The following is a 23743-nucleotide window of genomic DNA, read 5'->3' on the forward strand; positions in this document are numbered from 1 at the left end:
GTAGCCTGCTCCCGTGAAGACGTCCCCCACCGGCGCGCGCCGCAGGCGCCTCAAGCTGATCGCGGTCGCGGTCTGGCTGGGGCTCGGCGTCACCGCAGCGGTCGTCGCCCTCATCCTCGGCCACCCGGTCTGGCTGCTCCTGATCGCGCTGCTCGTCATGGGCCCCTACCTCGCCCTGGCCTCGGGGACCCGCCAGTGGACGAACACACCGCAGGGCTTCCGCGCCTGGCTCGATCGCTGACGAGTCCCCGCCTCGGTCTCCCGCCGGAGGCGAGCCGCAGCCGTGCGCTCAGATCCAGCCGCGCTCGCGCGCGTGGATCGTCGCCTGCTGGCGGGTCGCCAGACCCAGCTTGCCCAGCACGGACGACACGTGGTTGCGGACGGTACCCGCCGACAGGTGCAGGGAGGCGGCGATCTCGGCGATCGTCTCTCCGCGGGCGCCCGCGCGCAGGACGTCGAGCTCGCGGTCGGTGAGCGGGCTGCGTTCGTCGCTCAGCGCGTCGGCGGCGATCTCGGGGTCGACGTAGCGCCGGCCCGTAGCGACCTCGCGGATGACCGAGGCGACGTCATCCGCAGGACGGGACTTCGGCAGGAAGCCGTGCACGCCGGCGCCGAGCGCCCGGCGCAGCACGCCCGGGCGGGCGTGACGGGTGACGATCACGCACCGCGTGCGCACCTGCCGCAGGACGCGTGCCGCGGTGTCGACGCCGTCGAGGCCCGGCATCTCGAGGTCGAGGAGGCACACGTCGGGCTGCACCCGTTCGGCCTCGGCGATCGCGCTCTCGCCGTCTCGGCACTCCGCCACCACCTCGAGGTCGGGCTCGAGCCGCAGGAGTGCCGCGAGCGCGGTGCGGATCATGTCCTCGTCGTCGGCGATGAGCACGCGGATCACGCCATCACCCCCTCGGGCACCGTGACCGCGACCCGGAATCGGTCGCCGGAGCGTCCGGCCTCCACCGTCCCTCGGACGCGGCCGATGCGCTCCGCGATGCCGTCGAGCCCGCTGCCTCCGGCGCCGCGGGGCTCGCGCACGTCGTTCTCGATGGTGAACACCCACGCGTCGTCGCGGTGGAGGAGGGACAGGGATGCCGACCCTCCGCCGCCGTGCTTCAGCACGTTCGTCGTGCACTCGCGGATGACGGGGCCCAGCACGTCCGCGGGAGCGTCCGCGGCGTCGGGAGCGATCTCGAGGTCGACGCGCAGACCGGCGGCGCGCAGCAGGTCGGCGGCGTTCGCGAGCTCGTCCGGAAGCGGCACACCGCGGAACCGTACGGCCAGCTCGCGGGTGCCGCGGCGCGCCTCGTCCACGCTGTGGCGGGCGAGGCGCACCTGCTCGACGGCCGCGGCGGGGTCGCGCGCGAGCATCTTCTCGGCGAGCTCCAGCTGCAGGGCGATGACCTGCAGGTGATGGCCCTGGAGGTCGTGGAGGTCGCTCGCGAGGCGCAGGCGCTCCTGAGCGGCGGCGAGGCGCCCCTCGGCGCGACGGGCGCGATCGAGCTCGCGGACGATGTCCCACCACCACAGCGACGTCGCGGACAGCGGTGGGAGCATCGCGATGAAGAGGCCCATCCCGAGGATCCGCGCGACACGACCGTCCGGATCGAGGTGGGTCGCCTCGACCACCCACGCCGCGACGATCACGGCGACCAGCAGCAGCACGAGTCGCAGCCGGATGCCCGACCGCCACGACACGAGGCAGAGCGCCTGCGCCGCGAGCGTCACCCCGAGCAGCAGGGAGCCTGCGGCGGCCCCGGCGAGCGCCCCGGATGCCACGCCCGCGAGGACCAGCGGCCACACCGGCCGGCGCGCGGTCGTGTCGCCCTCGTCCAGCGGCTCGCGCCGGTAGCGGACGAGCAGCAGGATCGCGGACGCCACCGACCCGGCAGCGCCGGCCAGGTAGAGCACGGTGTGCAGCGGAGGCTCGTCGATCACCAGCACGAGCGCCCAGACGACGAGACCGAACAGCTGCAGCATGATGATCGAGAGGACCGTGTACCACCACGTCACGCGAACGTCGCGGGCGCGGGCGGCGGCTGTCGGAGTGCTCACCCCGGCCACTGTACGGCCGTGACTTTTGTCACGGGTCCGTCGGCCCATCCTCCCGCCCCGTCGTGACGCCGCGGCACTGCCGCTGGGCGAGTGCTCTCGATGGGATGGGATCACCGCGGAACACGCCGCGGACCCACCCCTCAGGAGCAGTCATGTCGAGCCCCGTCACCGACCTCGTCCTCGGTTTCCAGAACCTCGTCGCCGAGGTCCCGACCCTCGTCCAGCCCCTCGTCGTGGCCCTGGCCGGCGCGGTGCCCTTCATCGAGGGCGAGGGCGCCGCCGGGATCGGCATCGTCGGCGGCATCCCTCCGATCGTCGCCGCCCTCGCCGGCGCGATCGGCAACCTGATCTGCGTCACGATCGTCGTCCTCGCCGCCGCCCGCGTCCGCACCGCCGTGACGACGCGCCGAGCGAGTGCGAGTGCGGGTGCGGGCGCGGAGAAGCGGACCAGCGCCCGGCGCGAGAAGTTCGAGCGGGCCTACCACCGGTACGGGACGCCGGGGGTGAGCCTGCTGGGTCCGCTGCTGCTCCCCACGCAGTTCACCGCAGCGGCGCTCACCTCGACCGGCGTGCCCCCGCGGCGCGTGCTCGCCTGGCAGGCGGCCGCGATCGTCCTCTGGACCACGGTGATCACGCTGATCGTGACGGGGGTCATCCGCGCGGTGGCGTGACGGTCGCGCGGTGGCGCGACCGTCACGCTCACCCCACCCGGCGGACCGAGCGTCGGATCAGGAGCAGGACCCCGCCGAGCAGCAGCAGCGCGACCGCCGCACCTCCGGCGAGGGTCGCGGCCCCGCCGTCGGCGCCCGTGTTCGCCAGGCCCGCCGGTGCGGGTGCCGGCGCCGGGCTCGGGCCGGGGGTTGGAGCAGGAGCCGGGACGACCTGGATCGTGACGCTGGCCGAGACCGCACCGATCGTGGCCGTGATGGTGTGCGGGCTGGCGTGGGGGAAGGTCACCGAGAAGCCGTCGACGACGTCGGTGGCGACCGACGAGGTGAGCACCGCATCCGAGGTGTCGACGGGGTTGCCCGCGGCGTCGGTCCCGGTGACCGTGAAGTCGAGGGTGCCGCCCTGGTCCACGGAGCTCGAGGAGGGCGTGATCGTCAACGTCGCCAGCGGGCCCGCGACCACCTCGACGAACGCGGTGGTCGTCACCCCCGCGAGCGCCGCGGTCACGGTGCGGGCGCCCGCGCCGGAGAAGGTCACGGCGTGCCCGTCGACCGCGTCGGCGGTGCCCGACGAGGTGAGGACCGCCGCGGAGGCGTCGACGGGGTTGCCGGCGGCATCCGCACCAGTCACCGTGAACGCGACGGTGCCGCCCTGGGGGACCGTCGTGGTCGAGGGCGTGATCGAGAGCGAGCTGAGCGGTCCGGCGACGACCGTGATGGCCGCCGTCGTCGACACGGATCCGAGAGTGGCGGTGACCGTGTGCGCCCCGGCGCCGGAGAACGTGACCGATCGGCCGGCGACGGTGTCGGCCGGCGACGACGAGGTGAGCACGGCGGCGGTGACGTCGACGGCGTTGCCCTCGGCGTCGACCCCGCTGACCAGGAACGCGAGGGACGCACCCTGGGTGACCGTGGCGGACGCGGGAGTGAGGGTCAGCGCAGCGAGCGGACCCGCGACGACCTGGATCGTGAAGGTCTTCGACAGCGGCACGCCCTGCACGGTGGTGGAGGCCGTGATGCTGCAGGAGCGGGCGACGGTGAAGACGCCGCCGGCCCCGATGGTGCAGTCGGTGGACGTGTAGTCGACCGTGGGCTGGGGCACGAGCGGCGCGCCGGTGGGTCCGGTGACAGTGACCGGGAAGTCGTAGGGCTCGCCCGCAGTGGCGGTCAGGGCGGCGGGATCGGTCGAGACGACGATCGTCCCCGGCACCACCGCGGAGAGGTCGAGCGTGCCGGATCCGGCCGTGGACGAGGTGGTGGTGAACCAGTCGCCCGACCCGTCCGCGGCCGTGTTCCACTGCGTGCCGGTGGGGGGAGCGGGAAGCGTCCGGGCGCCGTCGGCGAACGACGGCGCGAACACCCTCACACTGGGGGCGGTGGGGGTGAACCGGACGAGCCGGTTGTTGCCCGTCACGGCGCCGCTCGGCGGAGCGAGGGTGATGGAGCCCTGGTTGTCGATCGATCCGGGGCCGCTGATGCCGGCTCCGGTGGCGGGATCCGCCGTCGACCCCACGATGCGACCGGACGTGCCGACGGTGATCTCGGGCCCCGGAGCCGCGTCGGTGCCGACGTAGAGCCCTCCGGACGGCAGGCGCAGGGTGCCATCGACGTCCACCGCTCCGAAGTCGCCTGTCGGCACGTCAGTGAAGACGTTCCACCCCGACCCGATGGCGTTCCGAGGCGCTGTCGCGGTGACCTCGGCGCCCGCGCCGATGGTCAGCGACCCCCCAGCACCTCCGAGGTCGGCGGCATCCAGTCCGGCGACCCCTCCGCCGATGGCCGTGCCGTACTCCCTCGACGCGGAGGCTGTGAGGGAACCGCCGGTCACCGTGACCTGTGCCCCCGCGCCCCCGTTTCCGCTGGCGCCGCCACCCGCGCCGCCGACGGCGACCGTGTAGGGCCCCTCCGCATAGGCGTTCAGGGCGCCGGACGTGACGGTGACGGATCCGCCCGCACTCCGCGGGTAGCCGCCACCCACGGCGGCGCTGTACCCGTCTGCGTAGGCGTTCACGACACCTCCCGCGACGACGAGGGAGCCCGCGTCCGATCGGTCGCCGCCGATGCCGGGCCCGGTGGTGTCGGCGCCGCGTGCGGTGACCGTGCCCCCGGTCACCGTGAGCGTCGCTCCCGTCGTCTGGATGCCGGCCGTGCCGTTGGCGGCGTTCGTCGCATCCGCCGTGAGGGTGCCGCCCGATCCGTCCGTGGGGCCGTCCACCGTCAGGCCCTCCCCCTCGGCGATGACGACGTTCAGCACCGACAGATCGTGTGTGCCGAGATCGATCGTGGTGTCGCACGGCACGGTGAGGGCGGCGCCCGGCGCCGAGATGTCGGCACCCAGCGCGATCGTGTTCGGTGCGCTCGTGCAGTCGGCGAGCGCACCCTGGAGCTCTGCGAGGGTCGAGACCGTCGTCGTCGCCGCGAAGACCGGGGCGACCGGGACCGCGACCAGGGCAGCGACGGCCAGCGCGACGCCGGCTCCTCCGCCCAGAGCGCGGCGCCGTACGGAAGCGGAGCGGGTCATGCTGATCCTTCGGGTCGGGCGCCCGGGCGTTCAGCTCGACGGTGGGCAGCTCTCGCAGTCTCGACCATCACGGACCTGCACGGCAAGTGCCCCTTTCGGGTCCACGCCTGCACGCTCGTCGAGGGCGGCGATGACGGCGATCATGTCGAGATGCCCCAGGCCGGCAGCCGCCGCCTCCTCGTAGAGCTCGCGACTGGCGGTCATCAGCGGGTGAGACGATCCGGCGGCGCGAGCTGCGTCCTCGGCCAGTCGAGCGTTCTTCAGCACGTCCGTCACAGCCGCCTGCGCCGACAGGTCCCGGTCGGTCAGCTTCTGCGCCTTCCCCCGCGAGACGACGGATGCCATCGGTCCAGCGGCGAGAACCTCTCTGAGGACGTCGAGGTCGACCCCGCTCCGGGCGGCGAAGTGGAAGGTCTCCGCCAGGCCCGTGACCATCGTGATCAGGAAGGTGTTCACCGCGAGCTTCATCGACAGCGCCGCAGGGATGGCGCCACAGCGGAACGTCTGGGCGCACATCGCGGCGACGACGTGCTCCACCTCGGCGACCGCGTCGGGGTCGCCCGCCAGCATCGCGACGAGCGTCCGATCCCGGGCAGGGCCCCGCGAGCCCGACACGGGTGCTTCCACGTAGCGGCCTCCGGTAGCGCCCACCTCGTCCGCGAGGGCACGGGAGAAGGTGGTCGTGAAGGTTCCCATCTGCACCACGGTGCGCCCGGACACCAAGCCTGCGAACGCATCCGTGCCCCGCGCGAGCACCGCATCCACCGCCGGCTCGTCGCGCAGCATGAGGACGACCGTGCTCGCGGCCTCGAACACGCCGGCCACGTCGTCCACCGCCCGCGCGCCCTCGGCCACCAGCTCGTCGACGGCAGAGGGGGAACGCGCCCACACCACCACGTCGAAGCCGGCACGGACCAGGTTCGTGGCCATCGGCACGCCCATGATCCCGAGCCCGATGAAGCCGACGGTCCCCGTCGTCATCGGACCGGGTCGACGCGGAGCCGAGCGTCGATCTCCTCGATCGACTCCCCTCGTCTCCGCGGCATGAAGACGAGTCCGAGGAACCCGGAGCCGACCGTCACGACGATCATCAGCACCGAGACCCCCACGAGGCCCGAGGCGAGCAGGGTGGGCACGAACACCAGGGAGATGGCCGAGGCGATGCGGGCGACGCCGAAGCTCAGCCCCAGCGCGGTGCTCCGCAGCTCCGTCGGGAAGAGCTCCTGCGACCACACCTTGTAGTGCGCCTCACCGGCCATCGTAGTGCCGATGCCGTAGGTGACGAAGGCGATCACGAGCGTCACGGCACCGGCCGGGAGGACGAGCGGCACGATCCAGGCGGCCACCTGCACGATCGCCCCGACCACGAAGATCGGCCGCCGCGCCGGGCCGTCCATCGCCCGCATGATCGCGAGCACCGTGAGGAGCACGACCGGGACCCCGATGAGCGAGACCAGGAGCGCGGTGGACGGGCTGAGGCCTCCGACCGTCTCGAGCGAGTAGAGGCCGAAGGAGCCGTAGAAGTTGGTGCCGATCGTCAGCAGCACGTAGAAGCCGAGGATGAAGAGCGTGTTCCGCAGCAGGGGCGAGCGGAACAGGGCTCGCGCCCCCTCCCGGGTCGCGCCCGCGGTGCGAGCGCTCTTCCACGCCACGGGCTCGCCGATGCGCCGGCGCAGGGCCCAGGTGATGAGCGCCAGGACGAGGAGATGACCGAACACGATGCGCGGCATCCACTCGCCGAGACCGGTCGAGGCCAGGACCACCAGGATCACGATCAGCGGACCGAGCCCCCAGAGCAGCTGCGTGAAGGTGACGAGCCGGCCGCGCCGCTTCCCCGGTGCCGTCTCCCCGACCACCGTGATCGAGGTGGGCACGTCCGCCCCCACGGCGAGACCCACGATGATCACGCCGATGAAGAGCATGACCGGCGCGACGGCGCACACGATCCAGAGCAGCCCGAAGGCGTAGAGCAGGAGGTCGAACGAGTACACGCGCTTGCGGCCCACGCGGTCGCCGATCCGGCCGCCGACGATCGCGCCGATCCCGATGCACACCGTGAGCGCCGCGGACAGGAAGCCGAGCTGCCAGGCGTCGAGGGCGAACTGGTTGCGCCAGAGGGTGAGGCTGGCGCTCACGGCGACGATGGTGCCGGCGTCGAGGTAGGAGGCCATGCCGGCCAGCAGGGCGGTGCGCCAGGGTCGGCGGGCCTGCGGGTCGGCGGGCGCGGCATCCGGCGAGGCGGCGGCCTGCGCCGGGCTGGGGAAGGGCTCGGTCATGGGAGGGTCTCCGATCGTCGGGTCGTGCGGGTCATCGGGTCGTGCGAGGTCATGCGGGACGTGCGAGGTCGTGCGGGTCATCGGCGCAGGGCGGGATCGGCGGCCTGCGCGGCCTGGACCCACTGCGCGGCCTGAGCGCTGAGCAGCGTGTGGAGGCCGCCGAGGTCGACGTTGTAGTCGACGACGTGCAGGCCGAGCGCCGAGGTCGCGGTGTCGGGCAGCATGCCCGTGGGGTCCTCGATCTGCAGCCAGCTCGCGTTGGAGGTCGCGTCGCCGGCGAAGGCGCAGCGCCCGGTGAGGGCTCCCGGGGTGGCCCGGTAGCCGGTCGGATCCGACGGCAGCGTGTATCCGATCAGGAGGTGGGTCAGCGCCCCGTTCGGCGCGAGGAGGCTGCCGCGTACCAGCGTGCGCGTCGGCAGCACCGGGTCGAGCGGGGTCGTCGCGTCAGGAGCCGCTCCGGCGAGGAGCGCGCTCGGGTTGACGCACGCGATCTGGTGCCCCGGGTCGAGGTTGTCCGCCAGGCTCCCGGAGGTGGGCCTCGAGCCGGACGGCTGCCCGTAGCTCGAGTACGCGATCACGCATCCCGTGGGCACGCTGCCGGACTGCGGCTGGCAGAGCGGCAGGTGCTGGAAGGTCGACGCGGGATCGGATCCGCCGCCGACGGTCGCACCGATCGGCACCTGCACCTGACCGCCGAGCACGACGGCGCTGACCAGCTGCGCCGTCGCCGTCGGGTCGCCGTCGACCGAGTGCTGCAGGAGCTCCTCGACCGCGACGCTGCCCTGCGAGTGGCCGAGCACGATCACTCCGCGACGCTCGCCGGTGACGGGGTCGATGTTGTCGTGCGCCCAGTAGTCGTCCCATGCCTGCTGGACGTCGGCGAACCCCGGGCCCGGGTACGGGTCGCCTCCGGTCGCGCCGCTCAGTGCGAGCTGCGCGAGGGTGCTCTGCCGGTAGAGGGGCGCGAACACCCGGCACAGGTCGGTCAGCGGACCGAGCTGCGCGAGCAGCACCGCCACCTCGTCGTCGCGCGCGGAGGGCGGGGCCGAGCCGACCATCAGCGGCGGGTTGGGCAGCAGGTCGACCGTCGGATAGACGTAGAAGCAGTCCACGGGCGGCTCTGCTCCGGTGGACGGCTGCGTCACGGTGGTCGAACCGTCCGCAGCGACGGTGGTCGACAGCGGCACGGTCGTGCCGTCGGGGTAGCGCCCGGTCGCGTCCCCGCACGCGGACCTCGGGTCGGCGGGATGGCACAGCCAGACCGGATGCGCGAGCGGGGCCGTGAGGGACGGCGCCGCAGATGCGGTCGAAGGGTCGGACGGGGTCGTCGCCACCGGAGCGGCGGCGAGCGAGATCGTCAGCGCTGCGGCGGTCGCCAGGGAGAGGAACAGGGAAGGCATCGTCGCCTCCTTTCGTCGGTGCACCGGGAGGTGCAGGGGTCAGAGCCGCGTCGTCACGGCTCCCGCAGGGTGGTCGCTCTCGCGTCCGTCACGATCCACGAAGGTGAACGGGACGGGAGAGTCGATCTCGACCCGGTCGCCCTCGACCGCGACGCGCACGGGGCCGAACGGCGTGGCGGCGGCGCCGGAGGCGCGCGTGAGCCGGCCGGGGCGGGGCGCGATCCGCATCCGTGTGCAGCCGGGCTCGGCGGGCCGGATGCCCAGGGTGAAGACGATGAGGTCGCGCGCCGGTGTCCCGCTCCACCCGTGGCAGTAGGAACCGCCCTCCCAGCACTCGCGGAAGGCGGTGGGACCGTCGGCCAGGAGGGCGTCCCAGTCGAGCAGGAGGTCGGGCAGCCGGTCGGTCGCCCCGAGGAGGTCGAGGGCCTCGTGCACGAGGGGGCGGAAGAAGGGCTGGGCGCCGACCGTGAGGCGCTCGGTGTCCCAGTCGGGAGCGTCGCGCACCGACACCGGGGTGCCCGCCACCGGGCCCAGCGCATCCGCTCCGTGGTCGGCCAACGGGCTCCGGGTGAACACGGCGGAGCGGTCGAGCAGCAGGCGGCGCACGGCCGCCGTCCGATGCGCCGGGACGATGCCGGCGCAGACGGCCGCGGCCGCCGTGTGCTCGCTCACCGAGCGGCCGCGCGTCCCGTCGATGACGGTGTCGCGGTAGGCGCCGCGCCCCTCGTCCCAGAACACCTCGAAGGCGGCGCCGATCGCCGCGTGCCGATCACGTGCCCACGCGGCGCGCCCCGCGTCACCCAGGGCGTCGGAGAGCTCAGCGACATCGCGGAAGGCTCGCGCCAGCAGCGCGTTGAGGGCCGCACTGCGCCCCTCGACCTGCACCGGGGACCAGTCGATGAGGACCCATCCGGGGACGTCGGACACCAGTCCGTCCCCGCCACGATGGCGGTCGAACCACCGCAGCACGTTCTCGGCGACCGGCATCAGCGACGCCACGACCTCGAGGTCGCCGGTGTACTCGTGCAGTCGGTGCACCTGACGGATCCAGTGCAGGGACCAGTCGGGGATGGTGGGGACGGCCGGGGTGGCGAAGTCGCCCGCTGCGACCATCGGCAGGATGCCGTCCGTCCGCGGCTGCGCCAGGAGCTGCGGACTCCACCTCGGGAGGCTCCAGTCGAGGTTCGCCGCGAAGTCGACCGACTGGTGCACGACCGAGTCGCCCGTCCACGCGCGCTGCTCGCGCGTGGGGCAGTCCACGTAGGCGTCGTGCGAGCTCAGGTCGACCGTGCGGAGAGCGACGTCGTAGATCCGGTCCAGCCGTCCGTCGTCCGAGCGGAACGGCTCGACCGCCTCCCGAGGGCGCACACGCTCGAGCACGGCGATCTCCTCCAGGCGCCACGCGGTCTCCGACTCGACGAGCAGGACGAGCCAGCGTCCGCCGAGGCGCTCGGAGGACACGAAGCGGTCGTCGGAGCCGCGACAGACGTAGCCCAGCACGGCGGCGGAGTCGAGGGCGGCCGAGGTCGGCGCCTCCAGGAGGCTGCCCACCACCGTGGTGCCGACGGTGGCGTCGAGGCGCAGCTCCAGCCGTCCGCTGACGATGGCGCCGAAGTCGACGACGAGGAGGTGACGACCGGCGGCGACCTCCGCGGGGAGCTCGAGATCGGTGGAGGCCTCGTCGGCCGCGCCGGCCCACAAGGCCAGGAGCCCGGAGAGGACGGCCCGCGCCGGACCGAGCGCGGCGCCGTCCCACGCGACCTCCCCACCCGACAGGATCAGCCCGGCCACAGGCGACCTCCGCTCTCCGGTGAGGGCGGGCACCGGCCGGGGTCCGGGTGCTCCCCACGGCTCCCCACCGGGCGTGGTCCGCCCCGAGGGGCCGACGATCGAGTGCTCGTGAAGCACCGTCGCCGGCTGCCAGTCCGAGTCGTCGTAGTCGGGATGCGTCCAGTCCGCGTCGAGCAGGCGGGCGTCGAGGAGCTCGTCCGGCTGCGTCACGAGGAATCCCGCGGGGGGCGCCGGCGTCCACGCCTCAGCCTCCCGGATGCGCCAGCTCGCGTCGGTGCCGACGATGTCGCCGTCGATCGAGATCTCGGCGGCGACGCATCCGCCACCCAGCGTGAAGCTGGTCGGTGACGGCTCCCACCACGGCGAGGGGAAGCCGCGGAAGCGCGCGAGGACGGCGACGACATTCAGGCCCGCGACGAGGGCGTCCTCGATCGCGTACTCGTCGTACTCGATGCGGCGGGGAGAGTGCCGGATCGGCCCGGAGCCGAGCTCGCGCCCGTTGACGAACAGCCGGTAGTCCGAGTCGGCCGTGATGCGCAGAGAGGCGGAGCGCGGAGCGCCGTCGAGCCGCAGAGCCCGGCGGAGGAGGACGCGCGTGTCGAACCGCTCAGGGTCCGGGGCGCCGTACGGATGCTCGGCGCTCGGTCCCGCGAGCGCGGGACGGTCCGACCAGATCCAGCGCCCGGTCCACGTCTCAGGCCAGGTCGTCGATGACATGGCTGTCATTTTACCGAGTGGTAAGTCAAAAGCAACAGGGCAGAATGAGGACATGAGCGAGAGCCCGTCCGCATCCCCGTCCAGACGCGGGCGGCACCGCGGCACGGAGCGCGGTGACTCGCGGCGCGGAGAGCTGGTGCGGGTCGCCAGCGAGATGTTCGCCGAGCGGGGCTACCGCGACACGAGCATCGCCGACATCGCCCAGCGCGTCGGCGTGACCCAGCAGGCGCTGCTCTACTACTTCGGCAGCAAGCCGGCGCTGCTCGACGCCGTGATCGACGACCGGGACGGTGCCGCGGTCGCGTTCGCCGAGGAGCTCGCCGCGATCGGCGGGGTCGAGGCCATCCGGGGGCTGCCCGCCGCCGCTCGGCGCAACGTGTCCGACCCCAACCTGGTGCGGCTCTTCGCCGTGCTCGTGGCCGAGAACCTGCCGCGAGACGCGGTCGCGCACGACCACTTCGTCGCGCGGTATCGGCGCCTGCGTCGCCTCGTCGCCCAGCTCATCGCCGACGGACAGGACGCCGGCGTCTTCGACCCGGCGGTCGATCCGGCGCTGAAGGCCGCCGAGGTCGTGGGCGCGATCGACGGCCTCAACACCCAGTGGCTGCTCGACCCGGAGGACGTGGACATCGTCGGCGCGATGGAGCAGTACGCGGAGGGACTCGCCGCCTCGCTCCAGGCGCCCGTCGCCGCCCGTCGCGACGCCTGACGGAAGCCCGCCTCCCGGACGGCTGCGCTCGAGGCTGCTCAGCCGGCGACGGAGTCGCCCTGCTCCTGGAAGGCGACCAGTGTCTCGCCGTGCTCCTTGGCCCACTCCGTGAGTGCCGCGATCGGCTCTTGCAGGGACTCGCCCAGCGGTGTGAGCGAGTACTCCACCCTGGGTGGGGCCTCTGCGAACGCGGTTCGAGCGACGAGACCGTTCGCCTGGAGGCGGCGCAGAGTCTGAGTCAACACCTTCCGCGAGATGCCGCCCGACATGTCCACGAGCTCGCCGTAGCGCTTCGGCCCGTCGTGAAGGGCGTAGAGCGTCACCACGGACCACTTGCTCGCGATGACCTCCATCGCCGTCCGTGCTGGGCAGTCGGCCAGGAAGATCGTCCCGCTCAGCGCGCTCATGCTCGAAGGGTACCGAATGGTTCCTATCGGAAACCTAGATTGAAGTCTCCCCAGATCGAAGGAGACCCCATGTCGACAGCAACCACCCGAACCGCCGTCGTGACCGGCGCATCGAAGGGCCTCGGAGCGGGAATTGCCCTGGCCCTGGCCGAAGCCGGACACGCCGTCGTCGTCAACTACCGGTCCGATGCGGAGGGAGCTAGTCGGGTGGTGGATCAGATCCGGGCCGCCGGCGGCCGCGCGGTCGCGGTCGCGGGGGACGTCTCCCTCCCCGCGGACGTCCGCGCGCTGTTCGAGGAGGCGCGGGTGACGTTCGGACCGGTCACGATCCTCGTGAACAACGCCGGCATCGCCGCGTTCGCACCGTTGGAGACGATCACCGAGACCGACTACCGGCGGCAGATGGACACGAACTTCTGGAGCGTCGTCCTGACCACGCAGGCCCTCGCCGCACAGGAGGACGTCACCGATGGAGCCATCGTGAACGTGTCCACGGGCGGCACCTACCAGCACCCCGCTTTCGCGAGCCTGTATGTGGCGACCAAGAGCGCCATGGAGGCGTTCACGGTCATCTCGGCGAAGGAGCTCGGCCCGCGGGGCATCCGTGTCAACGCGATCGCTCCCGGCCCGTCCGACACCGACGGCACCAGGAGCAGCGGCTTCGTCGGGTCGGACATGGAGGCGGCGTCCATCGCCGCGACACCTCTAGGCCGGAGCGGACGCCCCGACGACTACGGGAGCGTCGTCGCCTTCCTCACCTCGGACGGCGCCCGCTGGGTCACCGGAGACGTCCTCCTCGTCTCCGGCGGTCAGCGCTGAGCACCCGGGACGTGCCCCCGCGAGTGGCGAGCAGTCGCCCTTCCGGATGGGGATCGAGGGCGGGTTCTCGCGTCTGGGCGTCTACCCCGTGGCGCTGTCGAGGTGCTGCAGGAGCCGGACGACGTCGTCGGCGCGGTAGGTCGGGCCTGGGACGGCGCCCCACGGGGCGTGGAGGGGGAGGGTCGCCAGATCCTCGCCCGTCAGGCCCGTCAGGGCGGGGGCCGACACGACGGGCAGCAGTCCGCGCCGCTCGGCGCGAGCCCGCACGCTCTCCGTCTTCACACCCACGAGCTGGGCGATGTGGTGGATGTCGCATCCGCTCGTCAGGAGCGCCCCCAGGATGACGCGGGTGTTGTGGAAGGCGAGGCGTCGTCGGATCCCCGTGGCGGTGTGCTCCGCTGCGGTGGCCCGCCGCAGCATCGCCTCCAGCGAGGGGGTCAGCAGGACGGGCCACGGGGCGATGGTCACCGACGGTCTCCTAGCGGGTGGGCGCGTCGAGCTCGTGGCGCGCTCGACGCGAGAGAGCGAAGGCCGCGGCCGCTCGGGTGGGGTCGAGCGGCCGCAGCCTCCGCGGACAGACCGGGTCTGTCGGCATCACGGGTCTGATGCCTCCTCGCGAGGATGGCAAACACCGCACCCCTCGCTGAGCACGGAGGGCACAATTCACCCGCCCGATCACCCGGTCCGGTGACCCTCTCTCAGCGGATCGGTGCCGAGCCGAGCGGGAGCCGGGTCGCGAGGGCGAGGAGCGTCTGCAGGCGGGACGGCAAGAGCTGCTCATCCGTGTAGACCGCCCGGAGCTCACGGACGAACCGCAGGTCGCGGACGCGCACCCGCATCAGGCGACCGGCCGCAAGATCGTCGCGCACGGCGAGGATGCTGAGGATCGCGGCTCCGTCTCCGGCCGCCACAGAGGTGCGGATGGCGGAGGTGGTCGGCAGCTCCACGTACGGCGCGGCCGGCGTGAGACCCGCGTCGGCCATCATTTGCTCCGCGCTGAGCCGCGTCCCCGACCCCTGCTCCCGGACGATCAGCGGGGTGCGGGCGAGCTGCGCCGCGCTGATGCTCTCGCGCGCAGACCACGGATGCTCGGGCGCGACGACGACGACGAGCTCGTCACGGGCGACGAGCCGGGAAGCCAGGCCCGCGGTGTCCTGGGGGGACTCGATGAACCCCAGCACCCGCTCCCGGGTGCGGACGCGCTCGATCACCCGACTGCTGTTCATCGCAGCGACCGAGAGCAAGATGCTGCGCGAGTCGCCGCGCCGCAGGGCGATGAGCCAGGCCGGGATCAGGTACTCGGCGATCGTCAGGCTCGCCGCGACCTCCAGCGGGGCGGAGTCGTCCCGCAACCCGCTGATGCCCGCCTCGAACCTGTCCGCCGCCTCGACGACGTCGGAGGCCCACAGGGCGGCCAGTGCGCCTTCGCTCGTGAGCGTGGTCCCCCGAGCGCCCCGGCGGAGCAGAGGAAACCCGACGCCGAGCTCGAGGCGCCGCAGCCGAGCCGATGCCGCCTGCTGCGACATCCCCACCGCCCGACTGGCCGCGGAGATCGATCCGCTCTCCCCCACCGCGGCGAGCAGACGCAGGGACACCAGGTCGCCGGCCGACTCAGCTACAACCGATGCTTGTACATCCACAGTGATCTCACTGTAGTGGCGCTCTCACCGGAGCGAGAGGGTCGGAGCATGGCTCGATTCGCCCTCTCCGCCGTCACTCCGAACTGGTTCGCCTCCGTCATGGGGACCGGCATCGTCGCGACCAGTGCCGCGGTCCTCCCGATCTCCTTCCCGGGCCTGCGGGAGGGAGCGGTGGCCGTCTGGCTGCTCGCCTCGGGCTGGCTGGTCTTCCTCCTCATCGCGACCGCGCTCCACTGGGTCCGCTATCCCTCCGCGGCGCGCGCACACCACCTGAACCCCGTCATGGCCCACTTCTACGGGGCGCCGCCGATGGCGCTGCTCACCGTCGGAGCAGGTACGCTGCTGGTCGGCCGAGACGTCATCGGGGTCGACGCCGCCGTCGCGATCGACACGGTGCTGTGGGCGGCGGGGACGATCCTGGGCCTGTTCAGCGCGATCATCGTCCCGTACCTGGCGTTCACCCGGCACGAGAACAGCGCTGACTCCGCCTTCGGCGGGTGGCTCATGCCTGTCGTCCCGCCGATGGTCTCGGCGGCCACCGGTGCGCTGCTCCTCCCGTACACGCCTGCCGGGCAGCTCCGCGAGACGCTCCTGCTGGGGTGCCTCGCGATGTTCGGGTCGAGCCTGCTGGCGTCGATCGTGATCATCGTGCAGATCTGGCAGCGGCTGGCCGTCCACAAGGTCGGCCCGGAGGGGATGGTCCCGACCCTGTGGATCGTCCTGGGCCCGCTCGGCCAGTCGATCACCGCCGTGAACCTCCTCGCAGGGAACTCCGCGGGCGCCTTCACACCCGCGTTCGATGACGCGCTCATGATGTTCGCGATCCTCTTCGGCGTGACCGTGCTCGGGTTCGCGCTCCTCTGGCTCAGCATCGCCGCGGCGATCACGATCCGCACCGTCCGCCGCGGCCTGCCGTTCTCCCTCACCTGGTGGTCGTTCACCTTCCCGGTGGGCACCTGCGTCACCGGGACCGCGGGCCTGGCGGCCCACACCGGATCCGCGCCGATCGCGGTCCTCAGCGTCGCGCTCTTCGTGCTCCTCGTCGCGGCGTGGGCGACCGTGGGCCTCCGCACCATCGGCGAGAACGTCCGCCGTCCCGTCGTCGCCCCGCTCGTCGCGGTGGGGGAGGGCTGAGGCGTCAGCCGGCGTGGGCCTCACGCCGGCGCGCCCACCACGAGCCGAGGAACGCGACCAGGAGCGCGAGGAGGATCCCGCGACACACCCAGAGGAGCAGGGGCGATGCCACCACGTAGCTGCCCGGCAGACCCAGCATCGCCAGGACGATCTGCGGGGCCGCGAAACGCCCGGGGAGGGCGGCGCCGAGGTCGAGCGCGCCCGCGCCGAGGAGGATGAACGCCGCGAGCGCCAGCATCACGATCGGGGTGACGAACCGGAAGACGGGTGGCTTCTCTCCCCGAGCGAGCGCGACGACTCCGCCGACCAGCTGAGACACGGGCATCAGGATGAAGAACCACAGCAGCGGCCCGAAGAGCGCGCCCACGAGGATCAGCACAGCGTGGAGCGCGAGCGTCGACCAGAAGCCGGGCGGACTGGTGGCGTCGAAGTAGACGGGATCAGACAGGATCGCGGGGATCGCGAGCAGCAGGCTGCCGATCGGCAGGACGCCGAACAGCAGCCAGAGGAAGTCGAATCGTGTGCGCCGGAAGGCGAGCGAGTGGTGGGCGAGCAAGACGCACACCACGGCGACGGCCACCATCTGCACCCCGAACCCGGCGACCAGCGTCGCGGCGCCGTCCCCCGCCGACGGGTCGAGCGCCAGCGATGCGACGGCCGAGACCGTGAGCCCGGCCACGACGAGCCCGATGACCCAGGGGAGGATGCTCACCGTCGGCCGCTCCATCCGGGGCGGTGCCCCCCGGCCGCCGTTCCTCAGCCCGCTCATGCGCTCATCGTGCGTCCGCGCATCCGCGAACGTCGGCGGAGAGGGAGTGACCTTCCGCCCACGCCGAGGCCGACCGGTGAAGGAAGCTCATACGTATGCAACGTACCAGGGCGGCCCACGGCGCGGGGCGGACGGGCTCGCCCGGTCAGGCGAGCAGGGCGAACGCGTTGAAGGTGACGTGGGCGACGATGCCCGGACCGAGGCGGCCGGTGCGGTAGGCGAGGATCCCGTTGAGGATGCCCAGCGGGAGCGTCCCGGCCGCGAGGATCAGCAGGTCGACCGGTTCGGCCGCCTCCAGCATGTGGAAGGAGGTGAAGACGACCGCCGACACTCCCACCGACACGAGGGCGGCGGCGATCCGGCGCCCGCGCGGCGGATCCTGCAGGGCGGGATCCCAGTCGCGGCCGCGCGTGCGGTGGAGTCCGCCCCGCACGAGGTGCGCGAGCGAGCGGAGGAACAGGCCGCGGAAGAAGAGCTCCTCCACGAACGGGGCGATGATCGCCGCACCCAGGACGGCGTTCACGACGTACCAGGCCGCGGGTTCGCTCCGGCTCGGGAGGTTTGAGAACCCCGCCCCGCCGAGCATCGAGATGATCCAGTTCTCGAGGAAGCCGGCCCCGATCGCGACGGCGACACCCAGCACCACGCCCAGGGGCAGGTCGACCCAACGGAAGCGGAGACCGAAGTCGGCGACGAAGCTGCGGCGACCACCGGTGAGGGTGGCGATGGCGAGCGCCCCCAGGAAGGCGGCCCAGACGAGCAGGTAGCCCACCAGGACCATCAGGTCGGGAGCGTCATCCCCGACGACCAGCTGGAGGACGGTGCCGACCAGCTCGGCGAGGACGAAGAACCCGACCCCGACGAAGAAGGCGGGCAGACCCCACCGCGGGTACGGCGTCCGCGGCGGTTCGGAGGCCACGCGAGAGGGGCTCCCGTCGGGAGCCTCCACGCCCTCGATCATCAGGCGGCGGACGGCGCGGTCGTCGTCGCGGCGCCTCGACGGAACCAGGCGTTGGACGCCGGCACGAACATCAGCACGACAGCGACGACCGCGAGCACCACCGACACCCACAGGAGCCATCCCGCTCCACCGCCCTGCACGACGGTCGCGACGATGCTGAGCGCGGCCAGCACGGTGAGCACGATCCGGGCCCAGTTGCGCCCTCGGCGCATCGCGAAGGCGATGAGCCCGCGGATGACCGCGACCACGATGAAGACCACCGCGACCCCGATGAGGACCCCGACCGCGGTGTCGCGCTGGGATCCGGACAGGTCGGTCACGGCCGGAGTGCTGGCTGCGACGGCCACGACGATGATCCCGAAGACCACGCTGAGGATGGCCTCCACGATCCACAGCCAGAACGCGGCGGTGACGGTGCTCGGACGAGCGGATGCGATGGACTCGGTCGACATGGTTCCCCCCTGGTGGTCTGCGGCCCGCACACGCGTGGCGCGCATCCGCATGCTACTGCCCGCGTCGCGGCACACGGGAGTCCCTTGACGGGGTACCGCCCGGGGGGATCGGAGGGTCTAGCGTGGCGGCATGTCTCAGTACCGTGCCGTCTTCGATGCGATCGTGACCTTCTCGAACGAGGGCGGTCTCCAGGCGCAGAGGTTCCGGGTCGACCTCCCGAGCGCCGAGGTGAGCGACGAGGTCATCGCCGAGCTGTTCGTGACATCGCTCGACCTGCTGATGGTGGAAAGCGCACAGGTGAGTGACGTCGAGATCATCGAGGAGCCGCACAAGGGCACTCGCGGGGGCCCGAGCGACCCGCGCCTGAGACCGTCCGGCCTCTGACCCCGACCACCCCCGATCCGCGTCCGGGTCCGCGTGCGCGCCCGCAGGGCCTCGCCACGCAGCGACACGATGTCTCGCGGGTATAGCGTGAGGCGTGGCGTCGGGGAGCACGGGGGATGCGCGGAGGCCGCACGGCTTCGACCCGTTCGACCTCACGGGTCGTCAGGACCGGACCATGCCCGACGTGCGGATCTCCCAGCGGGTCCTGATCGGACTCGTCCTGGGCGGATACGGCGTGGTGCTCGTCGTCCAGATCGTCGCCGCTGTCGTCGATCCGAGTCGCGGAGGTCTCGGCGCCCTCATCCTCCTCGTCGTCGTCGGAGCCTTCGGCGCCCTCATCGGCCTCATGATCCACTACGGCCGAGCCTCCCAGCGGCGGCTCGCTGCGGCGATCTTCGACTCCGGCTCCGCTGCGCCGCCCTGGGACGATCCGTGGGCCCTGGTCGTCCTCACGCCTCTCCCCCTGCCCCGGTGGGCCTCGGCCGGCGCGCTCGATCCCGGCCCTGCGATCTTTGGCGGCGGGCGGATGCTCCTCCAGCTCATCCCTGAGGGCATGCGCTTCTGGGGAGCCGGCTCGCTCGCCTCCCTCGCCTTCGTCCCCTGGAGCGCACTCGACGAGGCTCACGAGGACATGCCCAGCTCCGGGCAGGCGATCGTCCCGATCCTGAGGATGACGGTGCACGGACGACGCCTCGAGGTGGCGCCCTCGCTCCTGCTGCCCGACGGGCGGACGGTCGGCGCCTCGCCCTACCGCCTCGCCCGGCTGCTCACCTCCCGGGCGCGCCGCTGAGGACTGTCGAGCGGCTGTGGAGGCGGGCACCCCTCGCCTCGAGAGCGCCACCACCGGCGACCGTGTGGCTCGTGCTCGACGTCATCGTGCTGCTCGGCAGCTCGCCCGCGGCTTCGTGTCCTGAGCGCCGGCGATGTGAAGCCGCCGAACCCGGATGCTCAACCCCGCCCGGGCGTCCCGCCGCCGACATCGGAGCGGCGGGTCAGGGCTCGCCACAGGACCGTCCGCAGCGGCGGTCGCGGGCGGAGGTAGTCGGCGAGGGCCGCGTCGTAGACCTCCGCCGGGAGCACCACGGCGGGGTCCGGTGCGAGAGGCGGGAGAAGCTCCCTCACCGCGCTCGGGAGCCCGCGCATGCTCACGCGTCGGGGCGTGCGGAGGATCCGGGCCCCCTCGGCGGTGGGCCGGAGGGCCCAGTCGTCGTCGATCGCGATGAGGCCCCCTCGCTGAAGAGCACCGGCGGCGGACTCGATCATCTCGCGCGAGGGGACGTCGACGTTGATCATGTCCCACGTCCCGATCACGCTCCGCACGCTCGTCCGCGCCCCCTCCTTGCTCCGGAGCGTCGCCAAGAGGATCGAGGCGTCATCCTCGAACGAGGGGAAGGCCATGGGGATCGCCGCTCAGGCCACGGGGGACGCGGGTTCGGCGTCCCGCCGGCACGTCTCAGCGTCGATCGTCAGCGGCGGGCGGTGCGCCCCGGTCTCGACCTCCGTCACGCACCCACGATAACCGGACTGGTCAGCTGAGTGAGAGACCGATGCTCGCCGCGAGCGCCAGGGCCAGGCCCAGGACCTGGACCCTGCCCAGACGCTCCCGCAGGACGATCCAGGCCAGCAGGATGGTGCCGAGCGGGTAGAGGGAGTTCAACACCCCGACCACCGGAAGGGTGGTCGGATCGTCGCTCGCGTGCAGAGCGGTCTGGATGAGGACGTTCGCTCCCGCATCGCAGATGCCGCAGATCGCCACGAGGGCCACGAACCTCAGCGTGTCCCGTCGTCCGCCCGAGAGCCCCACGCCGCCTGAAGCGGAGGGGCGGAGGAGCCCGCGCATCCCCGGTGCGCTCCGATGCAGCGCCACCACGGTGATCAGAACGGCGACCGCCATCACCACGACCTGGACCAGACGCGCGACCAGGAGGGTGCTGAACCCCTCCGGCGCCTGCTCGTAGGCGAGCACCAGGCCGCCGAAGCCACAGCCGGCCACGACCGCCGCGGCGAGGCCGCGCCGCGTCAGCCGCGCACCCGATCGCTCCCGGGTGGTCGCGACGAGGACCACGGCCACCAGGGAGACGAGCAGCGACACGATCCCGATCGGCGAGAGCACCGCGCCGCGGAGGACGGCCACCAGCACAGGGACCGACGCCGCGATCACCGCGGTCACCGGCGAGAGCACGCTCATCGGCCCGACCGCCAGCGCCGCGTAGAGGAGGAGGACCCCGACGGACCCGGAGACGCCCGCGACCGCACCCCACAGCAGCGCGCCCGGCGTGAACTCACCGCCGAGGAGCAGCAGACCGAGGAGCAGAGGCACCAGACCCGCTGTGGCCGCGAGGGCCGTGACGACGACGGGGAGCGCCCGCCGCGAGGCGAACCCGCCCAGGAAGTCGGCGATGCCGTAGATCAGGGCCCCCGCCAGCGCCAGCGCCACGGTCACGATCACGGATGCCTCCCTCCCCTACGACCTCCCCTCAGCTTGGCAGGCGGCGAGGTCGACGGCAGGGCGGCGCCGTGGGCCTCGGCCTCACCTCTCGTCCGCGGCCAGCTCGAGGGCGGCGCGGACGCCCTGCAGGTAGTCGCGGGGCCGTTCCCAGGCGGCGAAGTGCCCACCGCGCTCGAACTCCTGCCAGGACCGCACGTCGAAGCGCCGCTCGGCGAAGCTGCGGGGCGCGTTCACGAGGTCCTTCGGGAAGATCGTGAACGCGGTCGGCACGGCCACGCGGGGCCAGGGCTTGCCCCCGCCGGCGGCATACGGCGGGAAGGACGTCCCGATGCAGCGGTGCATCCAGTACGCCGAGATCCAGGTGAGCAGCTCATCGCGGGAGAACACCGTCTCGACGTCACCGTCGCAGTCGGTCCACGACTGCAGCTTCTCGAGGATCCAGGCCGCCATCCCCGCCGGCGAGTCGCCGAGCGAGGCCGCGAGGGTCCAGGGCTTCGTGGACTGCTCGTGCATGTAGCCACCCTCGGCGGCCTGCCACCGGCGTCCCCGCTCCACGTAGGCCTGCTCGTCGGGCGACAGATCGGCCGGGAGGTCGGCGAGGAAGTGGTACTGCGACACGTCGGTCAGGTGCATGGCTCCGACACGGTCAGGATGCGAGGCCGCCAGCGCCTCGGCGACGTCGCATCCGACGTCTCCGGCGGAGACGACGTAGTGGTCGTAGCCGAGGTCGGCCATCGCCTCGCCCACCCACTCCGCCATGGTGATCGAGGAGGCGCCGCCCTCGGGCACCGGAAGGGCGAACGGGAAGCCGGGCAACGCCGGGACGACGACGTTCACGTCGTCGAGGAGAGGCAGCAGCCGCTCGAAACGCAGCACCGAGTCGGGCCACCCGTGCAGGAGCAGCACCGTCTGCCGAGCTCCCGGGACCACCCTGTGCGCGACGCGCAGCGGACGCGCGCCGCCCGCGACCGCCCAGGGCAGTTCGCGGATCCTCGCCTCGTGCTCTCGCCAGTCGTAGTCCTCCGCCCAGGATCGGACAAGGTCGCAGGGGCTCCGCGTCAGGCTCTCAGCTCGCCGAGCAGGCGCGTGACCCGGGCCTGGAGGAAGGTGGTGAAGGTCTCCGGCGTGCACCCGCACTCGGCCCTGAGCAGGAGATAGGTCTCGTGGGAGGCGATCAGGAAGAACTCCTGGACCACGCCCGGCACCTGCTCGCCCGAGATGACACCCCGATCGGCCAGCCACTGGGCCGTGCGACGGAACTCCGTCCGGCGGACCTGTCGGACCTCCTCGAACAGGGCCGCCGCTCCGGCGTCCGCGTCGGCCGCGGCCTGGAACGCCGACCACAGGCCGGCGGTGCGCGCGATCGAGGACCCGAGCACGCGCAGGTACTCCCCCACCGCCTCCTCGAAAGCCAGCTGCTCGGTCAGTGCGACGTACGCCGGCTCGCCCCCGGCGGGGAACGCGCTGCTGCTGCCGGCGAAGGCCATGTCGAAGGCGGCTCGGAGCAGGCGCCGCTTCGGCCCCGCGAGCCCGACCGTCTCCACCGACACGCCCGCTCGCTCCGCGATCGCCTTCAGGGTCGTCGCCCCGTAGCCGTGCTCGCTGAACAGCGCGGCAGCGGCCTCCAGGATCGACGTGCGGGTCCGTTGCGCCGCCGCCACCCGCGTCGGCACACGCTCGGGAGCTGCACTCATGCTGCTCTGCTCCACCAGGGCAGAGAGGTCATCAGAGAGCAGCCTCCGGCCGGGATCGGGACGTCAGCCGGGCTGCTGGTCGTAGGTGATCGGCAGGACCGCGGGCACCGTGGCCAGGTCGCCCGAGGTCGCCGTGGCGGTGAAGGTGCCCGAGCCGGTGCCCCCGGAGTCGTCGGTGCCGAAGTGGAGCGTGACCGGAGGGGTCGACTGCCCCGGAGCGAGCGTGCCCGTCCAGGTGATCTGCATGTGTCCGCCTCCGCCCGGCGGGACGTACGCCCATCCGTCGCCCTCGAGGTTGTCATCGACGAGCACGGCGCCGATCCCCGGGGCAGGGGACGCCTGCAGGTCGACGACGAGGTTCGAGGCGACGGTGTCGGTGTTGTTGAGGACCGTCAGCTGGGCCGAGCCGTGAGGGTAGGGAGGGAACGACCCCTCCGCCACCAGATGCATCGCGAGCGCAGACGGGGTCCACGACGGGACGAGCGCGCTGGGCAGCACGGGCTGCGGTTCCGGCTCGGGTGCCGGGGCCGGAGCGGGGGCCGTGGTCGCGGCGGTCGTCTCGCACCCGGTCTCGGCGGCGAAGGCGCTGGTGGTGGGGCCGCCGAGAGCCGCACCTCCCCCGACCGCGAGCGCGACGAGCAGGAGCAGAGCCGTGGCTCCTCGAGCTCCGGAGCGTCGGAATCGCCAGACGGCGACCACGCCCAGGGCCAGCGCCACCGCGCCGATGACGAGCGGCACCACCGGCGCCGAACCCGTGTTCGCAAGACAGTCGATCATCGTGTCCCCCCTCGAGACCCGTGCTGACACGCACTGCCGAGAATTCTTCCAGAGGCCGGCACCCCGTCCCGACGGATCGGACGCCCCACTTCGAGGCACGTCGACGGGGTACGCGGACGTCGCTG

At 72.6% G+C, this 23743-nt stretch carries 25 protein-coding genes; 7 read left to right on the forward strand and 18 right to left on the reverse strand.

Annotation, left to right across the window (positions count from 1 at the left end; translation table 11 throughout):
* The first annotated feature begins 13 nt into the window (after positions 1-13).
* Positions 14-241 carry a hypothetical protein gene (locus IEX69_RS10870; protein ID WP_085020998.1) on the forward strand — a complete coding sequence of 76 codons (228 nt, stop codon included), beginning with the start codon at positions 14-16 and terminating at the stop codon, positions 239-241.
* A 48-nt stretch (positions 242-289) separates the two neighbouring features.
* Here the strand turns inward: IEX69_RS10870 and IEX69_RS10875 are convergent, their stop codons facing one another.
* Both IEX69_RS10875 and IEX69_RS10880 read right to left on the reverse strand, forming a co-directional pair.
* Complete coding sequence (locus IEX69_RS10875; protein WP_085020999.1) at positions 290-892, reverse strand: response regulator transcription factor; 603 nt, start codon at positions 890-892, stop codon at positions 290-292.
* Entirely contained in the window at positions 889-2049 is a 1161-nt protein-coding gene (locus IEX69_RS10880) for a sensor histidine kinase (RefSeq protein ID WP_085021616.1), read from the reverse strand. Before IEX69_RS10880 ends, IEX69_RS10875 begins: the two co-directional genes overlap by 4 nt.
* A 152-nt stretch (positions 2050-2201) precedes the next feature.
* Here IEX69_RS10880 and IEX69_RS10885 point away from each other — a divergent pair, with 152 nt between their 5' ends.
* Entirely contained in the window at positions 2202-2720 is a 519-nt protein-coding gene (locus tag IEX69_RS10885) for a small multidrug efflux protein (RefSeq protein WP_085021000.1), read from the forward strand.
* Positions 2721-2748: 28 nt separating this feature from the next.
* On the opposite strand, the gene IEX69_RS10890 is transcribed toward IEX69_RS10885, so the two are convergent.
* From IEX69_RS10890 to IEX69_RS10910, 5 genes are all read right to left on the reverse strand, one after another.
* Positions 2749-5238 carry a beta strand repeat-containing protein gene (locus tag IEX69_RS10890; RefSeq protein ID WP_085021001.1) on the reverse strand — a complete coding sequence of 830 codons (2490 nt, stop codon included), beginning with the start codon at positions 5236-5238 and terminating at the stop codon, positions 2749-2751.
* A 30-nt stretch (positions 5239-5268) separates the two neighbouring features.
* A complete protein-coding gene (locus IEX69_RS10895; protein WP_085021002.1) occupies positions 5269-6219 on the reverse strand; it encodes an NAD(P)-dependent oxidoreductase in 951 nt (316 codons plus the stop codon).
* Complete coding sequence (locus IEX69_RS10900) at positions 6216-7514, reverse strand: MFS transporter (RefSeq protein WP_174604540.1); 1299 nt, start codon at positions 7512-7514, stop codon at positions 6216-6218. Before IEX69_RS10900 ends, IEX69_RS10895 begins: the two co-directional genes overlap by 4 nt.
* A 77-nt stretch (positions 7515-7591) precedes the next feature.
* On the reverse strand, positions 7592-8914 hold the full coding sequence (locus tag IEX69_RS10905; protein ID WP_085021004.1) for a DUF3089 domain-containing protein: 1323 nt from the start codon (positions 8912-8914) through the stop codon (positions 7592-7594).
* Between the two features lie 39 nt (positions 8915-8953).
* A complete protein-coding gene (locus IEX69_RS10910; protein ID WP_174604541.1) occupies positions 8954-11422 on the reverse strand; it encodes an alpha-L-rhamnosidase-related protein in 2469 nt (822 codons plus the stop codon).
* 52 nt (positions 11423-11474) lie between these two features.
* Here IEX69_RS10910 and IEX69_RS10915 point away from each other — a divergent pair, with 52 nt between their 5' ends.
* Positions 11475-12131, forward strand: a complete 657-nt coding sequence (locus tag IEX69_RS10915; protein ID WP_174604542.1) for a TetR/AcrR family transcriptional regulator — start codon at positions 11475-11477, stop codon at positions 12129-12131.
* Positions 12132-12169: 38 nt separating this feature from the next.
* Here the strand turns inward: IEX69_RS10915 and IEX69_RS10920 are convergent, their stop codons facing one another.
* Positions 12170-12538: a winged helix-turn-helix transcriptional regulator gene (locus IEX69_RS10920; RefSeq protein WP_085021007.1), complete on the reverse strand. Its 369-nt coding sequence runs from the start codon at positions 12536-12538 to the stop codon at positions 12170-12172.
* Positions 12539-12607: 69 nt separating this feature from the next.
* Here IEX69_RS10920 and IEX69_RS10925 point away from each other — a divergent pair, with 69 nt between their 5' ends.
* Positions 12608-13357, forward strand: coding sequence for an SDR family NAD(P)-dependent oxidoreductase (locus IEX69_RS10925; RefSeq protein ID WP_085021008.1), 750 nt, complete (start codon positions 12608-12610; stop codon positions 13355-13357).
* Positions 13358-13438: 81 nt separating this feature from the next.
* On the opposite strand, the gene IEX69_RS10930 is transcribed toward IEX69_RS10925, so the two are convergent.
* Both IEX69_RS10930 and IEX69_RS10935 read right to left on the reverse strand, forming a co-directional pair.
* Positions 13439-13825 carry a hypothetical protein gene (locus tag IEX69_RS10930; protein ID WP_085021009.1) on the reverse strand — a complete coding sequence of 129 codons (387 nt, stop codon included), beginning with the start codon at positions 13823-13825 and terminating at the stop codon, positions 13439-13441.
* A gap of 230 nt (positions 13826-14055) precedes the next feature.
* Positions 14056-14997 (reverse strand): LysR family transcriptional regulator, encoded by a 942-nt coding sequence (locus IEX69_RS10935; RefSeq protein WP_085021010.1) that lies wholly within the window; start codon positions 14995-14997, stop codon positions 14056-14058.
* A gap of 48 nt (positions 14998-15045) precedes the next feature.
* Between IEX69_RS10935 and IEX69_RS10940 the strand changes: the two genes are divergently transcribed.
* Positions 15046-16131: a TDT family transporter gene (locus IEX69_RS10940; RefSeq protein WP_085021011.1), complete on the forward strand. Its 1086-nt coding sequence runs from the start codon at positions 15046-15048 to the stop codon at positions 16129-16131.
* Between the two features lie 4 nt (positions 16132-16135).
* Here the strand turns inward: IEX69_RS10940 and IEX69_RS10945 are convergent, their stop codons facing one another.
* From IEX69_RS10945 to IEX69_RS10955, 3 genes are all read right to left on the reverse strand, one after another.
* Positions 16136-16900, reverse strand: a complete 765-nt coding sequence (locus IEX69_RS10945; protein ID WP_157127327.1) for a hypothetical protein — start codon at positions 16898-16900, stop codon at positions 16136-16138.
* Between the two features lie 145 nt (positions 16901-17045).
* On the reverse strand, positions 17046-17849 hold the full coding sequence (locus IEX69_RS10950; protein ID WP_174604544.1) for a CPBP family intramembrane glutamic endopeptidase: 804 nt from the start codon (positions 17847-17849) through the stop codon (positions 17046-17048).
* Positions 17850-17860: 11 nt separating this feature from the next.
* Positions 17861-18313 carry a hypothetical protein gene (locus IEX69_RS10955; protein ID WP_174604546.1) on the reverse strand — a complete coding sequence of 151 codons (453 nt, stop codon included), beginning with the start codon at positions 18311-18313 and terminating at the stop codon, positions 17861-17863.
* A gap of 130 nt (positions 18314-18443) precedes the next feature.
* Between IEX69_RS10955 and IEX69_RS10960 the strand changes: the two genes are divergently transcribed.
* On the forward strand, positions 18444-18698 hold the full coding sequence (locus tag IEX69_RS10960) for a hypothetical protein (protein WP_085021014.1): 255 nt from the start codon (positions 18444-18446) through the stop codon (positions 18696-18698).
* 94 nt (positions 18699-18792) lie between these two features.
* A complete protein-coding gene (locus tag IEX69_RS10965; RefSeq protein WP_085021015.1) occupies positions 18793-19488 on the forward strand; it encodes a hypothetical protein in 696 nt (231 codons plus the stop codon).
* A 158-nt stretch (positions 19489-19646) separates the two neighbouring features.
* Here the strand turns inward: IEX69_RS10965 and IEX69_RS10970 are convergent, their stop codons facing one another.
* The 5 genes from IEX69_RS10970 to IEX69_RS10990 all read right to left on the reverse strand — a co-directional run bounded on the left by IEX69_RS10970 (position 19647) and on the right by IEX69_RS10990 (position 23618).
* On the reverse strand, positions 19647-20096 hold the full coding sequence (locus IEX69_RS10970) for a hypothetical protein (protein WP_085021016.1): 450 nt from the start codon (positions 20094-20096) through the stop codon (positions 19647-19649).
* 130 nt (positions 20097-20226) lie between these two features.
* Positions 20227-21147, reverse strand: a complete 921-nt coding sequence (locus IEX69_RS10975) for a DMT family transporter (protein WP_085021017.1) — start codon at positions 21145-21147, stop codon at positions 20227-20229.
* Positions 21148-21228: 81 nt separating this feature from the next.
* On the reverse strand, positions 21229-22284 hold the full coding sequence (locus IEX69_RS10980; RefSeq protein WP_085021018.1) for an alpha/beta fold hydrolase: 1056 nt from the start codon (positions 22282-22284) through the stop codon (positions 21229-21231).
* The gene (locus IEX69_RS10985; protein ID WP_157127329.1) at positions 22206-22841 is read right to left on the reverse strand and encodes a TetR/AcrR family transcriptional regulator; all 636 of its coding nucleotides are present in this window, start codon (positions 22839-22841) and stop codon (positions 22206-22208) included. Before IEX69_RS10985 ends, IEX69_RS10980 begins: the two co-directional genes overlap by 79 nt.
* Positions 22842-22904: 63 nt before the next feature.
* Positions 22905-23618, reverse strand: a complete 714-nt coding sequence (locus tag IEX69_RS10990) for a hypothetical protein (protein ID WP_085021020.1) — start codon at positions 23616-23618, stop codon at positions 22905-22907.
* Between the last annotated feature and the right edge of the window lie 125 nt (positions 23619-23743).

It is taken from the genome of Cnuibacter physcomitrellae (genome assembly GCF_014640535.1).
GTDB classification, from domain to species: domain Bacteria; phylum Actinomycetota; class Actinomycetes; order Actinomycetales; family Microbacteriaceae; genus Cnuibacter; species Cnuibacter physcomitrellae.

Bases quoted from the DNA above. Each gene is read 5' to 3' on its own strand.
- IEX69_RS10985 (WP_157127329.1), bottom strand. From the start codon at position 22,841: ATGAGTGCAGCTCCCGAGCGTGTGCCGACGCGGGTGGCGGCGGCGCAA.
- IEX69_RS10885 (WP_085021000.1), top strand. From the start codon at position 2,202: ATGTCGAGCCCCGTCACCGACCTCGTCCTCGGTTTCCAGAACCTCGTC.
- IEX69_RS10940 (WP_085021011.1), top strand. From the start codon at position 15,046: ATGGCTCGATTCGCCCTCTCCGCCGTCACTCCGAACTGGTTCGCCTCC.
- IEX69_RS10890 (WP_085021001.1), bottom strand. From the start codon at position 5,238: ATGACCCGCTCCGCTTCCGTACGGCGCCGCGCTCTGGGCGGAGGAGCC.
- IEX69_RS10920 (WP_085021007.1), bottom strand. From the start codon at position 12,538: ATGAGCGCGCTGAGCGGGACGATCTTCCTGGCCGACTGCCCAGCACGG.
- IEX69_RS10945 (WP_157127327.1), bottom strand. From the start codon at position 16,900: ATGAGCGGGCTGAGGAACGGCGGCCGGGGGGCACCGCCCCGGATGGAG.
- IEX69_RS10900 (WP_174604540.1), bottom strand. From the start codon at position 7,514: ATGACCGAGCCCTTCCCCAGCCCGGCGCAGGCCGCCGCCTCGCCGGAT.
- IEX69_RS10905 (WP_085021004.1), bottom strand. From the start codon at position 8,914: ATGCCTTCCCTGTTCCTCTCCCTGGCGACCGCCGCAGCGCTGACGATC.
- IEX69_RS10970 (WP_085021016.1), bottom strand. From the start codon at position 20,096: ATGGCCTTCCCCTCGTTCGAGGATGACGCCTCGATCCTCTTGGCGACG.
- IEX69_RS10895 (WP_085021002.1), bottom strand. From the start codon at position 6,219: ATGACGACGGGGACCGTCGGCTTCATCGGGCTCGGGATCATGGGCGTG.
- IEX69_RS10960 (WP_085021014.1), top strand. From the start codon at position 18,444: ATGTCTCAGTACCGTGCCGTCTTCGATGCGATCGTGACCTTCTCGAAC.
- IEX69_RS10910 (WP_174604541.1), bottom strand. From the start codon at position 11,422: ATGTCATCGACGACCTGGCCTGAGACGTGGACCGGGCGCTGGATCTGG.
- IEX69_RS10955 (WP_174604546.1), bottom strand. From the start codon at position 18,313: ATGTCGACCGAGTCCATCGCATCCGCTCGTCCGAGCACCGTCACCGCC.
- IEX69_RS10915 (WP_174604542.1), top strand. From the start codon at position 11,475: ATGAGCGAGAGCCCGTCCGCATCCCCGTCCAGACGCGGGCGGCACCGC.
- IEX69_RS10925 (WP_085021008.1), top strand. From the start codon at position 12,608: ATGTCGACAGCAACCACCCGAACCGCCGTCGTGACCGGCGCATCGAAG.
- IEX69_RS10990 (WP_085021020.1), bottom strand. From the start codon at position 23,618: ATGATCGACTGTCTTGCGAACACGGGTTCGGCGCCGGTGGTGCCGCTC.